The 14,761-nt window shown below is 62.5% G+C and carries 8 protein-coding genes; 5 read left to right on the top strand and 3 right to left on the bottom strand.

All coding sequences use genetic code 11. The features are described 5' to 3' along the window. Nucleotides 1-24: 24 nt before the first annotated feature. Both ACG2LG_RS12210 and ACG2LG_RS12205 read right to left on the bottom strand, forming a co-directional pair. Complete coding sequence (locus ACG2LG_RS12210; protein WP_396259356.1) at nucleotides 25-771, bottom strand: PEP-CTERM sorting domain-containing protein; 747 nt, start codon at nucleotides 769-771, stop codon at nucleotides 25-27. 70 nt (nucleotides 772-841) lie between these two features. Next, nucleotides 842-1,972, bottom strand: a complete 1,131-nt coding sequence (locus tag ACG2LG_RS12205; RefSeq protein WP_396259354.1) for a hypothetical protein — start codon at nucleotides 1,970-1,972, stop codon at nucleotides 842-844. A gap of 999 nt (nucleotides 1,973-2,971) precedes the next feature. Here ACG2LG_RS12205 and ACG2LG_RS12200 point away from each other — a divergent pair. Beyond that, the gene (locus tag ACG2LG_RS12200) at nucleotides 2,972-6,700 is read left to right on the top strand and encodes a hypothetical protein (RefSeq protein ID WP_396259352.1); all 3,729 of its coding nucleotides are present in this window, start codon (nucleotides 2,972-2,974) and stop codon (nucleotides 6,698-6,700) included. Continuing rightward, the gene (locus ACG2LG_RS12195) at nucleotides 6,690-7,394 is read left to right on the top strand and encodes a hypothetical protein (RefSeq protein WP_396259350.1); all 705 of its coding nucleotides are present in this window, start codon (nucleotides 6,690-6,692) and stop codon (nucleotides 7,392-7,394) included. Before ACG2LG_RS12200 ends, ACG2LG_RS12195 begins: the two co-directional genes overlap by 11 nt. A 609-nt stretch (nucleotides 7,395-8,003) precedes the next feature. On the opposite strand, the gene ACG2LG_RS12190 is transcribed toward ACG2LG_RS12195, so the two are convergent. Continuing rightward, on the bottom strand, nucleotides 8,004-10,496 hold the full coding sequence (locus ACG2LG_RS12190; protein ID WP_396259348.1) for a DUF6288 domain-containing protein: 2,493 nt from the start codon (nucleotides 10,494-10,496) through the stop codon (nucleotides 8,004-8,006). Between the two features lie 689 nt (nucleotides 10,497-11,185). Between ACG2LG_RS12190 and ACG2LG_RS12185 the strand changes: the two genes are divergently transcribed. The 3 genes from ACG2LG_RS12185 (at nucleotide 11,186) to ACG2LG_RS12175 (ending at nucleotide 14,343) form a co-directional block, all read left to right on the top strand. Continuing rightward, nucleotides 11,186-12,214 (top strand): hypothetical protein, encoded by a 1,029-nt coding sequence (locus ACG2LG_RS12185; RefSeq protein WP_396259346.1) that lies wholly within the window; start codon nucleotides 11,186-11,188, stop codon nucleotides 12,212-12,214. 204 nt (nucleotides 12,215-12,418) lie between these two features. Further along, the gene (locus tag ACG2LG_RS12180) at nucleotides 12,419-13,387 is read left to right on the top strand and encodes a hypothetical protein (RefSeq protein ID WP_396259345.1); all 969 of its coding nucleotides are present in this window, start codon (nucleotides 12,419-12,421) and stop codon (nucleotides 13,385-13,387) included. 44 nt (nucleotides 13,388-13,431) lie between these two features. Next, nucleotides 13,432-14,343 carry a hypothetical protein gene (locus tag ACG2LG_RS12175; RefSeq protein WP_396259343.1) on the top strand — a complete coding sequence of 304 codons (912 nt, stop codon included), beginning with the start codon at nucleotides 13,432-13,434 and terminating at the stop codon, nucleotides 14,341-14,343. Nucleotides 14,344-14,761: the final 418 nt, after the last annotated feature.

The raw sequence follows: 14,761 nt of genomic DNA, 5'->3' as shown, positions 1-14,761 counted from the left end.
TATCGGAAGTTACGTTTCAAAGGTTCAACGGCGGCGGCGGAACAGAGCCAGGCCGGACAGACTCAGCAGCGCGAAAGAACTGGGCTCTGGAATAGCAACCGCCTCAAAAGTCATCGTGGTGATGCGAAATCGATTGTTACCATCATTACCAGCCAGTTCACCTGAATTGTTCTTGATGAACAGCATACTCCCATCGCTGATGTCGATCGACAGGCCACTTCCGTCCACGCCTCCCAAGTCAGTTGACGATACACCGTCGATGACGAGCAGTGCATTAGCCGCTGATGTTCCCGTCACTTGGGTGGCGTTGAAATCGGTGAGGCGAAGGATGGTGTTCGTAGCGAAATTCGTGAGATCGAATACGATGCTCATACCTTGACTGGTGTCCCCCTTGAAGAGGCCGTTGCTGGGTGCAAAACCATCGGAATTTACCGCGAACTCGCTGTTTACAGTCGTTAGCGTCACATCATTTCCGCTTACGCTGGCGGTGGTCCACACTTGCAGATCCATGTCGAAACCATCCGTGTTATCGGTCAATCCGGTCAAAGATCCCGTGACCGAAACATTATCTTCCAGTCCGCTTCCGCCCGACGAATCTGTGGGTGTCCCATCGACAAGAGAGGACACAGTGAGCGAGTCCGGAGAAGAGGTGTTACTACCGGAGGTAAAGTCGAATGTAATGGCTGCACCGGCCGGGCTGATGGCAGTGACCATCACAACAAGAAGGCCGGCGAGAGGTCGGGTGATTCGTTTTGTGTCGCTTGCTTTCATAATCATGAGGTTGGATTCAAGGAGTTGGAGTTGGCTTTTGGAGCATTCGAAGTCTTCTGCTGAGTCGGATTTATGGCGCGGATTGCGCCCGGACGAAGTCGCGCGGGTCTCCGGTCAGGGTCACGCGGACCTTGCCGTCGCCGTTGGCGTCGGTCGTCAGCACGCTGTTGCTGGTGCCGCCGACGGTGCCCGCATCGCCGACTGGGTCGCCCTGTACCAGATTCTCGATCAGCGCGCCCGCGGTGAAATCGAGCGTGGTGGAGGAGTAGAATTCGTAGTCCGTTGATGGATCGCCGACGAGCGTCAGCTCCCAAAGGTCCTGCCCGACCGAGGTGATCGAGGTGATTCTCGGCTCGACGGCGCTGACCGCGACCGGAAGCACGTCGTCAGAGGTCGCACCGAAACGGATCTCGTCGATCTTCACGTCGGCTTTCAATTGGAATGCCACCGTATCGAAGGCGGACTGGTCGAGCGCGACAAGACTCGTCGCCGCCAAAACGGGTGTTCCGAGATTCAGGCTGGCATCGGGAGCATAGAGAGTGAGCGTCTCAGCCGCCAGATCATCGGCTCCCCAATCAATCTTGCCGACAATCAGCAGACTGGTTTCCCTATCGAAGGTTGCCGTGCCGGTTGACTTCACGCGGTTGGCGTAGCTGTCAGCATCACCATCATCCTGCCAATAAGCGCCATCGATCCTGCCTGTGTTCGAGTTCACGTTGCTCAAGGCGAATCCAATCCCCTCGCCACTTTGCAGATCGAGCCTCCGGGCGAAAGGATCCGTACCTTGAATGTAATTGGCGAAACCGTCCGTGCCCAATGAGAAGTTGCAGTCGACATTGACAACGGTCTCGGTCCCGAGCTCCAGAAGAACACTGAACCAGAGGGTCTCGCCGTTGCCCATCAAGCCGCCACTATCCAGCACGGAGGTCGCCCCGATGTCGCGTGCCGCTCCCCCGGTGCCAGATGAGCCGATCACGGAGTTGCCGGCCACTTCAAGGCTTCCCCAGCTCAGGCCGGGGCTAGTGACCTGAGGGGCGGCTTTCACCGTGCTCCAAGCCCCGGTGAAACCCGTTCCGCCATTGTTCCCGCCCACTCCCCCGGTCTCGTAGTCGAAGCCTTCGTAAACGAGCGGAGCCGCATGCAGGAGGCCTCCAGCAGCGAGAAATACGGGGATCAGTGAGGGGATGGGGGCGAGCTTCATCGGTGCGAATCTTGACTTTCTACCGACGGAATGAACGAAACGAGACCTCGAATCAATGAGCGACCGAAAAAGCGCCTGATACCACTTTTTGAATAGTCAATCGGACACCGCCGGAATCCCCGCCCGCGAGAGTGGCCCATCGTCAGGTGTGGCGCTCAAGAATCCATGTCCAGAAGCCAGCGGCCCCGGACCGAATGGCCACTGTCCTTTGGCGATCCTTTCGATGGCCCCGAAGGGACCATGCATGATCAGCCGGGCGCTTCAGCGCCCGGAATCAGGAAGAGAAGTTCCCCCGTCGGAAACCGACGGAACATCGAAACACGCCCCGCACAACCTGTCTCGTCGGTTTCCGACGAGGGAGACCGCCCGGCGACCACCGGGGACTCGAAGTCCCCGGCTATGGATGTCCCGTCCCTTCGGGACGTCGGTCTGCGGGGCTTAAGAGACTGTTGCAAAACTCCGGATGGTCCCGCGGAACTCCTTGGAAAGGCTGGCAAGGCGCGTGGAGGAAGTGGATCGAGATCCTCGACCGACAAGCAACGCAGCCAGCGTTTTCAAGGAGTTCCGCCCGTCAGGGCCGCCATCCGTTGCCTTCGCGAAGCGCACGATTTCCAATTCCCCATTCCTGGCGGCGGGGCGGTTCGGGGTTTTTCAACAGTCTCTTAAGGAAGCGCCATTCGCCCCAGCCCCCCATCAAGGCGGTTTCCGTTACCGGAAGGACGATCGGAACGTCGCCCGGTGCTCCGAACAAGGAGCTGGGCACCAAGGGGATTGGTCGAGCCTTGGAATCCCGGAGACCCCCATGAACGGCAGATCTCCAACGAACCAACCAACTATACTAGGAATGATATCAGCACCCCCGCGGTTCTTCAGTTGAAAAGCCGCAAAACCGCCTGCAAAAGTAAATACGTGCCGAACGTCAGGCGCCGTGGCTTGTCACCCCTTCCACACCGCTTGACCAAGGCACGTTTCATTCCGGCATATTGACCCGATTCCAGCATGAAATCATCGGCATTCACCAACCCGGGACGCAGCGGCTTCGCCTTGGTCGTCACCGTCTCCCTCATGGTCCTGCTGGCGCTGCTCGCGGTCGGCCTGCTCAGCCTCTCGGCGGTTTCGCTGCGCGGCAGTTCGCATGAACTCGCGCTGGCCGAGGCGCGGGCCAACGCCCGCCTCGGCCTGGTGGTCGCCATCGGCCAGCTCCAGAAGCAGATGGGGCCCGACCAGCGGATCTCGGCACGCGCGGAGATCCTGGATGCGAATCCCGGCACCGAGGAGGTCGACGGGGTTTCGAATCCGCATTACCTGGGAGTGTGGGATTCCTGGGATTCATGGCTGACGGACAACAAGGACAGCCTCTCCATCCAGGACACCTACAAGCCCGGCCGCGATCCCTCCTTGTTCCGCGGATGGCTGGTGAGCCATCCGGATGCCGACGAATACGCCACCGCCATCGACTCGCAACCGGCCGCGGACTGGGTCGAGCTGTGCGGCGGCAGTAGCGCGGGTCCGGACGCGGCCAAGCACGTCAGGGCCCGCAGGATTGCGCTGAAAAACGGCGACCGGGTCGGCGGAAACTACGCGTGGTGGGTGTCCGACGAGTCGCTGAAGGCCCGCATCGACCTGGAGGCGCGCGACGAGGCCACCACCCTCGCATCCGCGCAGATCGTGGCCTCCCACACCGGCCGCACGGGCATCGAGACGATGACGGCCATGTCCGGCTTCGACACCCGCCCGGAGTCGCTTGCGAAAATGGTCACCACCGGGCAGGCCGGGATCGGAACCGGAGGGGCCGCCGAGCACTTCCACGACCTGACGGCCTACAGTGTGGGTCTTCTTACCGACGTGCGCTCGGGCGGCTTCAAGAGCGACATCAACCTGGCCTTCGAATCCGATGTGATCCCGGAGGGAATGGACGAGGCGCCGGTGTTCGGCGGGCGTCCGTTCGACGCGCCGATCCGCCCGATGACCGGCGAGTTGGCGGACATCACTCCCCAGAACCCCTACGTGGCGCCGATGTCGTGGCGTCAGATGCGCGAGTATTACCGGGTCTATCGGGAATTTCCGGGTGACGGCGACAAGCAGCCGATCGAGTGGAGCGGCGGCACTCCGGAGACTCGTCGATTCGTCATGGGGGTCCAGCCGCAGCGGTGGGATACCGCCGGCTACATGCGACAGTTGGTGATGTTGCGCCAGAACTGGGTGCTGGCCACCGCTTCGGTGGCGAATTCGTCCATGCCGGGCGGTATCGAATACCAGATCCTCGCGATCCCGGTGATCTACGTGTGGAACCCGTACAACGTGACGATGCGGGTTTCCTCCAAGGAGGTTTCCTACCTTGCGGCCATGTTCTACTCGGTCGGCATGTGGCACCGGGTTTACCGGGGCAACACCCTGATCAGCGACGACCAGTTTCCCGAGGTGCTCGCCTTCGGTCAGGGGAAGGTCAACAACACCGTGACGGCCAACCAGTCCGGCTACCGGATGGTGCTGACCGAGGGCAACGGATCGGACATCGTGTTCGAGCCGGGTCAGGTGCGGGTCTTCAGCACGGACTCGGAGGCCACGCGCCAGGGCGGCGGGGCGCACGACCAGCGCAACTTCATCGCCACTCCGGGCTACACCCCGGTCGAGAACTTGCCGGGAATCCGCGGCTTGCGATACATCGTCAATCCGGGCTCGGCCGGCCAGGTCGGCAACGGCGAGTTGTCGTTTGCGCTGCGCTTCGCCACACGGCCCGTCAATGGCCGGATCGACCCCTATCATTTCGGGGGATCGAGGAAATCCGCCATTGTCCACCACTTTCAGGAAGTCAGCACGGCGACCCAGGGGGTTTATGAGGAGAACGGCCGCCTGGTCGACTACACGATCGGCTGGCACCCGGTGGCCAACCTGGGCTTCACCCTGATCGACTGGATGGGCCCGACGGAGATGGATCAGGCATGGATCGTCCGCGATCATCCGGCCTACCGCGCCAAGTGGGACGGCAGGCCCGGGTCGCCGCCGGTTCCGATCGGGATCTACAGCATCACCGCGAAATGCGCCGAGCAGCTTGTTTACGATTCCAGCCTGGGCTTGGCCAAGGATTACCGCAACCGCACCTGGCTGCATGCGCCGCACTCGCGGCTGGCGCACTTCCTGATGCACCCCAACGACCTGAACCGGGCGGATTTCCCCTACCAGATTCATTACCGGCCCGTGAACGGCGACCAGGAGCTTTCCTCCCTGCTGCAGGCGGATGGGCCGAGCGGCTTCTTCGGCGGCGGCTTCACCCCGGCCAGCGGACAGACGCATATCTCCGCCCACAGCCTGCCGATCGGGCCGACCACCAGCCTGGCCTCGTTTGCCGGGATCCGGGTCGATCACGCGAGCGCCCGTCTGGCGCAGACCGAGGACAATTTCTCCAACCCATCGGTCAGGAGTTCGTTGGCGCCCGGTGCCTACGTCAACCGCGGGTTCTTCAACCTGAAGCACAAGGCGCATGCCGGCGGGGCGTTCGGTCTGGGCATCGGCAATGCCTACGCCCACCCGATGGTCGAGGCCGACGAGGTTTACACCCGCGTCGACTTCGGCGAGGACACGGGCTGGGACAATGACCGAGGCACCTACCTGCCGGTGATCGACGATTACTGGGACCACCTGTTCCTCTCCAACGAGGAGCTTTGGGATTCCTGGTTCTGCTCGGGAATCGCGCCGGTCACCAGCAATGGCAGCGTGATCGCTTCGAAGGAGGAAGTCGCCAGGGACTTCTTCTCCAACGAACCCACGCCGATGTCCCCGCACTTTCTGCCGTATCGGCGGGACAAGACCGTCGAGGATCTTGTCGATCTGGTTGAAACCACGACTGCCGCGACCGGCGAGAATGGCTGGGACCGGATCGCCTCCCACATCCTCAACAAGGGCCAGTTCAACGTGAACAGCACCTCGCAGCAGGCCTGGAAGGCGCTGCTCATGAGCCTGGCGGACCGCCCCATCGCCTGCTTCGATCCCAACTCCGGCACCTCGGTGATTCCGCCGGATGAGGACGAAGTGACCCTTTCGCGCCATCCGCTGGCCAACAGCGAGTCCGCGGCGGACGGCCCGGACGACGACCACGCGTGGCGCGGCATCCGCAAGCTCACCGAGCCCCAGATCGACAAGCTGGCCGAGGAGATCGTCCGCCAGGTCAAGCTGCGCGGACCCTTCCTCAACATGGCGGAATTCATCAACCGCAGGCTGACCACGGACGATACCGGCGTCACCGGCGCGCTGCAGGCCGCGATCGACTGGGACGAGTTCAACGCCGGCTACAGCGGCACGACCAGCGGCACCGGCGAAAGCATCAACAAGGCCTACAAGGGCGGTGACGACATGATCTCCTCCCTGTCGGCATCCTATCCGAACCCGAAAGCCGCCAGGGGATCCCGCTATGCGGGGATCCCGGGCTACGTGATGCAGTCCGACATCCTGCAGGGCCTCTCCACCTCGCTCAGCGTTCGGGGCGACACCTTCGTGATCCGCGCCTACGGGGAAAGCCTCGCCGATGGCCGGATCGCCGCCCAGGCCTGGTGCGAGGCCGTGGTGCAGCGGATGCCCGAGTACGTGGACCCGTCCGATGCGGCGGACAAGAAGATGCGGATCGCCGGCAAGCTGCCCGGGGAAACCGCCTCCCTGCAACCGGCCAACCTGGCCTACGGCAGGCAATTCGAAATCACCTCGTTCCGCTGGCTCAACCATGATGAGATCTGAGATCCCCCTTCCCTGCGCGGCCTTGCTTCACGCCCTTCTCCTGTTCCTTTCGCCGTGCCTGGGGGCCGAGGAGCGGAGCTGCGAGGTGGCGGTCGCCGCCCTCAGCCTGCCCGCCGATTCCTCGGGGCTGGTGCACTGGCGGGATGACGACGGCGCAACCATGCCGCTGCAGCTCAGTGCCCGCTACTTCTCGGGCCGGGTGAAGTTGCGGGGAGGCATGATTCAGTTCTTCGACGAGCCCATCATGAAGGATGAGGACCCGGCTTCCGCGCCCGAGCCTCTCGTCTCGATGAGCATCCCACCCGGCGCGAAGCTGGCCTACATCGTCCTCTGGTCCGAGACGGAGGCTGACAACCCGGCCCGCTGGCAAGGGAGGCTGTTGAACGCCAAGGACTGGAAGGCGGGCAGCATGAAGGTGTTCAACGCCTGCTCCGAACCGCTTGGCATCGCGGCCGGCAGGAAGCGGATCCAGCTCTCGACGGGCAAGTCGGTGGACTTCCACGCCCGCGATTGGGACGAGCCCTTTCCCGTGAAGATCTTCCGCCTGCAGCCCGAGCTGAAGACGGTCTTCTCGTCGACCTGGCGCGTGACCGAGGAGCGCCGCGAACTATGCTTCATCGGCCCTGCCAATGGCACGGTGACGCTGCGCTCGCTGATTGCGCTGAGCGAACGGCCTCCGACGGACACGCCTTGATGCCGGAAAGGCGACCGTGCCGCTTCCCCATCGCGAAGCGACTGATGCTTCATACGAGTTCCAGGAGTTGAACCGATCTTTCGTCCGGCGGGCCGATCGATGAATCGTGGCGGCGCGGACTTTGTCAGGCTGTGGCTGAAAGTGGTGGGCAAGCTCTGAAACCCTGCAATACCAGCGGCACGGGAGACCCATAGCCAGCCGGAGGGCCGACCCGCGAAACCTGAGCCCGGCCTGAACCCGGCCTGAGTGCCCACTGCCTCCGGCCCGAAGGGTCGGTAGAACGCAGCCCCGGGCCAACGGCCCCTCCCTGCTCCCGCGGCCTGAAAGGTCGCGAGAGACTCTGCGAGTCCATGTCGGTTCTCGCGACCTTTCAGGCCGCCTGTGTTTCCGCCACGAAATCCCCGGCGCTGCCCCGGGCTTTGTTCTCATGACCCTGCGGGCCATTTCCAAGACCGCTGGATGCCCGGCACCGGACGATGGCAGGCCTGGTTGCTCGGACCATCCAAGATCGCAAAGAAGACGGAATCCAAGGTTCTTGGGTCGGAGCTTTGCGCCCTTGGCGTCTTGGCGGTGAATCCAATTTCGACGGGCACCCTGGAGGAGCCGAAATCACTTCGGCAGGTCACGCAGATCCTGCGGAGACCCCTCGCTTTCCTCAATCGCCTTGAGACCCTCGTCGAATCCCTTGAGGAACCTTTCGGCGGCAAACTGGGGAAACTCGATCGTTTTGCCGGGGCCGAAATTCTCGGCGTAGTACTCGCGGGCTTCGCGGAGTTCCGGCAGCACCGCCTTCGCCTCCTCGCCGTAGCCGGCGAGCAGGTCCATGAGCAGGACGATGCGCTTCCCGGAGCCGTGCTCCTTCATCGTCTTGATGTAATCGGCCAGCACCTCGACGCCCTCGCGGTAACGGTGCTTGGCCAGCAGTTCGACCCCGGTTTCGCGGATGTCGGCGTTGAACATGACGCCGCTGGGGGCGGGATTCCTGACAGCCCAGACGATGTCCGGCCAAAGGTCATTGAGCTGCTCCTCGTCCATCAGCTTCAGGCACTTTGAGACCAGCATGCGGACCTGGCCGTGCGGGCAGCGCAGGATGCGCTTGATGGCCGCGGCCAGCTTCGCTTCGTCGACCCCTTCGAGATCGCTTCGGATCAGCCCGATGGGTTCGCCGTTCACGCCGCCTCCCCAGAGAAGGAAGCTCATGTAGCGCTGGTTCATGTCGCGCGGATCGTCCGGTTCGTCGCGCACCGCCAGGTCGAGGATGACCGGCACGGCCTTCTCGCGCGCGGGCTGGCCGATCGCGCACAGCGCGCAGCCGGCCCGGAAGCGGATCCACAAATCATCGTGTCGCAGGAGCGCAACCAGCATGTCGATCGCCGGCTCGGCCTTGGCCCCCTGCGATTCGAGCCCGTAGATGGCTCCCAATAGCGTTTCGCGATCCTTGCTGTGGAGAAGCTCCATGAGCTGCGGGATGACGTCCTGCTCCTTGCGCGCCAGCGCATCGGCGGCGCGGATGCGTTGCGGCGTCGACCAGGTCCCCAGCTTGCGGAAAAGTTGCTCGACGCTGAGTTCGTCCCACGGATCGATGTCCACCTTCCCCTCGCGCAGCCAGATGCTGTAGTCCGCTCCCGCCTCGAGCGTCTTGGCGAGTCGCTCGCCGGTGAGCGCGTTCATTTCCTTCTGTCCCTTGCCGGTGACGTGAAGCTTGCGCAGGTTCATCGCATACATCAGCACGCGTGCCCCGGTGGTGTCCCAGCCGGGCGTGGTGTGCTCGGCACCCGACATGCCCGCGCCTCCCTGATACATGAAACTGCCGTCCCAGCGCCTCTCAAGATCGTAGAACCAGTGCATCTCGCGCAGGAAGGCGGCGGTGGCCTCGGGTCCGGCACGCATGGCTCCGAGCGGACCCCACAGCATGCCCCAGTAGTTGCCGGTATGGCCCTCCTCACGCTGGAGGTAGGAGGCGACGGTCATCCGCGCCCAGTAGTCGTAGGACTTCGGACGATCCAGCAGGTCGAAGAAGATGACCGCCAGCGACGAGCGGCCGTTGCTGTCGTGCACCTTGTCGGGAATCCCGTCGCCGTAGGGGATGCTGCCCTTGTCGACGTGGGTGGAGAAGAAAATGTCGGTCTTGCCGATCGCCTCGGCAAGCACCGGATCATCGATGCCGCACTTCTGGTTGAGCAGCAGGGAAACGCCGACCGAAAGCGAGGGTTGGCTCATCGCGCCGTAGCCGATGCAGATCCCGTTCGGGCCGGCGTTGGTGTGGCCCCAGGTGCCGGCGAAGCTCTGGCCCTTGGCGAAATAGAGCGCCATCTCACGAATCTCGGGCAAAACTTCCTCGTCTCCGGTGAGCAGGTAATACTCGGAGAGAAGGATGTTCATGTAACCGACGGTCCACGAGGACATCTTGGTGTCCTCGAGGGGCTCGAGGCTGCGGCAGAAGTCGCGCACCATGGGAAGGTATTGCGGGTCGCCGGTGGAGAGCAGGGCGAGCGCGTTGACGTAGCCCGGGATGTTCTTCTCCAGCCCGCGCCGTGCGATGGCCTGGCAGGCCTCGTCTAGGATTCGCGCCGACTTGGGGCAGTCGAAGGGCGACAACTCGCTGTAGGTGCCCATCACGCCGATCTCCAGTTCCACATCCTCCACCTTTCCCGCACGCCACCGCTTGAGCTTCAGGATGCCACCGTTCTCTTCCTTCTCCGCCTCGGTGATGGCCCGCCCGAAAGCCTTGCGGGCATCGTCCCGGAAATAATCGCCCCCGACCCCGAGGATCACATCGCCGACCTCGAGTTTGCCATCCGCCGGCGAACCCTTGTCGACCTTCGTGACGAGGATCTGGCGGGCCAGGGTGGTCTGGAGTCGCATCGCCCACATCCATCCGCGCAGGCCGGTCGGCCCCAGCGTCCAGTCATGCTTGTCGTCGGGCTTGCCTCCCTTGGTCAGGTCCGGGACCGGGGTGAAGGCACGCTCGCCCTTCGCGGTCAGGCCGGGAATCTCGGTGAGAAACTCCGGCCGATCCCCAGCCGACGCCTGCGAGTTCGAGACAATGACGCCAACGGCCAGGGCGAGAATCTGGCATGAGACAGGGAATGATCGTTGCACCTCCGAAAAGTTGGCCTCGGGGATCCTCCGGGCAAGTCCAACCCTCGCGGCCACTGATACCGGATTTGCATCAGAAACCGGAGCCCTGCCAAAGTTCCGTTCGATCCATGGGGAGTCCCCACAGCATTTGAAAGTATTGGGAATGATCGAAGGACCCGCGGGCTCTGGGTCAACGGAATCATCCGGCCAAGCCAACCCTCGTGGAGAGGGATCGCGGATCTGCATGAGGGACCCAAGCCGAATCGCACTGCCTCAAGCCCGGTGATCGAGCGTCCCGATGGGACGGCACATCCAAGCCGGGGTGCTTCAGCCCCCGGGTTGATGGGGCGGATTCCTTCGTCGGGAACCGACGATGCAGGGTCCAGGAGCCGGTTTCCCGATGTCTCGTCGGTGCCCGACGGGAGAATCCGACTGCGGATTCCGGGCGCTGAAGCGCCCGGCTGGAATGCGTGGTCCCTCCGGGATCGGCACGAAGCGGTGCGCTTGAGGAAATGCCATTCGACCTGCACCCCTGCCCCGTCGGCTGAGTGCGTCCCGTCCGGAAAGTCGCAAACTGTATTAACAAAGGTAACAGACGTTTCGACACTTTCCATTGAATTGCCGGCTGCGCTGCAGTCAGTTGATAGGTGGTCAAGGCATTCACGCCAACCCTCAGCCACACTTGGAACTCAACTTCCTCCCTCCATCCCATGAAACGCAGTATTCTCCCACTCCTCGTCCTCGCGCTTGGACTCGTTCCGGCAGGGGCTGTCGAAATCACCCTGAATGGCTTGTCCAACACGGACTGGGCCTCTCCATCCGACAACCCGTCGGACCCGACAAGGCGCAACAACGCGGTTATCACTCAAGACAGCGTTGTGGTCGGCGACCGGGCCGGCGCTCCGGTGGTGGGCGATGGCAGCAACACGGCGACACTCGACGTCAGTGACTTTCTCGAAGACGGCGAGGGGGAACCCTCAGCGGCCACCCTCGCCTATACCGTCGGGGGACTCGACCTCGACGGAACCGGGGGATTCAACGATTCGTTCGTGCTCAGCTTCACCGTCACCGCGAGTTCGGGTGGCATCGGCACGCCCGGGTTCGCCGTCGATGACGTGCCCAACGACGAACCACTCAACCAAGGTTACCTCAATCTCGACACTGGCGGGAACATCAACGCCAGCGATGAATTCATCAACATCCAGTTCAGCAGTCTGGTGGTGAATCTGAACGGCGGTACCGGGAACGGCAGCGGCACATTCGACGGCTTCTCCGGGGTTCATTTGCTGAACTTGACCGGGACAAGCGTCCCAAAAATCAATGGCGTCAACACCGCGGCCGGAGTGGCCGATGTGGACCTCGCACCCGGCGGGCTCGATTCCGGCCTCTTGATGGAATGGGGAGGCACCGGGAGGTATTATGCGGGCACTTGGGATGTCCAGGTGACGATCCCGGCGGCACCAGGCCAGGTCACCCTCGCCGACTTCACCTACGATCCGGCCGACGGCAGCGCCGAGGTGAGCATCGTCGGCGCGGCCAACACCAACTACAAGCTGGTCGAGGCCGACGACCTGGATTTCTCGAATCCGGATCAGGATCCGATTCCGCTCACCGGTGCCAGCGTCGGAACGCTCGACGGCAACGAGGTGACCACCGATGGCAGCGGCAACGCCACCGTGCAGTTCAACCTCGGCACCGCCAAGGCCGCCACCTTCCTCCGGGCCGAGACGGCACCTTGAGGGACCTCTCCAGAAGCGGCTACCAATCAGCACCTATCCCAGAAAGGAAACCCCGATCACCGGTACCACATGCTGTCCCAAAACCGATGCCAGATGCCATGCAACTGCTCGTTTGCGGAGCCGGATGATTTCCGACCAAGAGCGGTCGCTCCCCGGTTCTTCCCGGCTTCGAACACAGAACAACGCATCCAACCCATCATCACCATGAAATCAATCCCCTCATTTCATACAGCTGTCGCCATTGCTGCGATGGCGATCTTGTCAGCCAACGGCCAAGTTGTCGTGGAGCAATACTTGAATCTGGGAACAGCTGCTGGAACAGGCTCGGCTTCCTTTAATTTCAACACGGTTACGGCAGACAACAGCGTTCTTTTAATCGCCATTGGCAGCGAAGTGCATACCTTCGAAAGTGTTACTTTCGACGGGAACGAGCTGACACCAGCTTTCGAATCCAACGACGTTGGTTTGCGAGAGAGTTACATTTTTGCGCTGGACCTCGGCAATGAAGTCGCCACCAGCGGTCTAAGCATCGACATGGAATTCACTGATACTTTAAATGGAGCCAGTGGATTTGGAGTCTCGGTGCTGCAGGTCTCCAATGCCGACTTCTCCAGCCTTGCTGGCGGTTCGAGTGGAGGCGGCGACATCACGGTGCCTGCTTTGGCGGCGGGCTCGCTGATTCTGGATGTCGTTGGCAGCAACAGCGTGGCAGCTGGGAATCTGCTCCCTTCAGGTCTAACCCGCACGACGCTTCTGGCGCAACAACAACTCAGCAGTGCCAGTTCGCGTTCCTCGTTGATTAGTAACACAACCGGAGGCGGAGTCGTCGGATGGACCGGAGAGTCGGGCGGATCGAATTCCGCGATTTGGATCGAAGCCATTACGACCTCCGACCCTTCCACACTGGCCCTCGCCGACTTCACCTACGATCCGGCCGACGGCAGCGCCGAGGTGAGCATTGTCGGCGCCGCCAACACCAACTACAAGCTGGTCGAGGCCGATGACCTGGATTTCTCGAATCCGGATCAGAACCCGATTCCACTCACCGCCGCCAGCGTGGGAACGCTCGACGGCAACGAGGTGACGACCGATGCCAGCGGCAACGCCACGGTGCAGTTCAACCTCGGCACCGCCAAGGCCGCCACCTTCCTCCGGGCCGAGACGGCCCCGTAGACGAGACTCTCCTTCCTGCCGCTCTGAACTTCCAAGATCTGATGATGAAAACGATCTTCAACTCATTCGCCCGATGCCTGATCCCGGCATGCTTCGCCATCTTCCCGATCTCGCCCTCGGCTGCCACAACCATCATCGACAGCACCACCCTCAACGGCAGTTTCGAGGACGGCACCGGCACCGGAATCGGCTCCACCATCGATCTCTGGCAGCCGTCGTTGAATCCCGCTGCAAACGTTCAGGAGCAGCGCATCGACAACAATGCCAGCGATGGGACCTACTCCGCCGTGATTGGTTACGATGACGACCTCAACACGGATCTCGCCACCGGCCTGCTGCTCAACACGGGTCACAAGGTCGGAGCGGGAGAAACCTACGACCTGAGCTTCGACTGGATCCCGCTGTTCAGGTGGCAGAGCACGGACGAGGTGATCTGGCGCCTGTTCACCACCAGCGATGACACCACCAGTGGAACCGTCACCGAGATCGCGAGCGGGACCATCACCGGGTTCGCCAACGGGGCGGGCTACAAGAACTACGACTTCAACGGCATTGGCGCGGTGGTCGCCGCCAATGTGGGCCGGGATCTCTGGATCGAATTTGACCAGAACAACGCGGTCGAAGGAGAGAGGGAGTTTAGCCGAATCGACAACGTCGTGCTGGCCTCCATTCCGGGGCCGGCTTCCCCCGCCCTGCTCGGATTCACCTACGATCCGACCGACGGCAGCGCCGAGGTGAGCATCGCAGGCGCCGCCAACACCGCCTACATTTTGGTCGAGGCTGACGACCTGGATTTCTCGAATCCCGATCAGAATCCGATCCCCCTGACCGGAGCCAGCGTCGGAACCCTCGACGGCAACGAGGTGACGACCGATGCCATCGGCCATGCCACGGTGCAGTTCAACCTCGGCACCGCCAAGGACGCGACCTTCCTACGGGCCGAAACCGCCCCCTAGGCGAGACCCTCCCGCCTGCCGCTCTGAAACTCCGAGATCCCATGATGAAATCGATCTTCAGCCCCTGCGCTCGATCCCTGATCCCGGCATGCTGGGCATCTTCCCGATCACGGGCCTTCTTCCCCTGCCCGCCCGGCCTGCCTCATCGCGCCGATCCGTTCCACCATGGCTTACGGCGCAGCTTCACCCCGGCACGCTCTGGGACCTGACCTTCCACCGGAGCAGACCGGCCCGCTGAAAGATCATGGGCAAGCGCTCTTCGTCTCCTCAGCGTGATCCCTGGCATTCAGAGAATGGATCGCTGTCCTAGAATTGATGCCAGATACTTCCAGGATTCCACTTGAAAAGCGGCCCGGCCACCTGCAAACCTCGCGGCAACTTTCGGAACGATTATCGCCCCAAAAGCGCCCTGCAAAGG

Origin of the sequence: Haloferula sp. A504, assembly GCF_044385805.1 — a bacterium.
In the GTDB taxonomy this organism is placed as follows: Bacteria; Verrucomicrobiota; Verrucomicrobiia; order Verrucomicrobiales; family Akkermansiaceae; genus Haloferula.
This window is presented reverse-complemented; position numbering and strand designations above follow the sequence as displayed.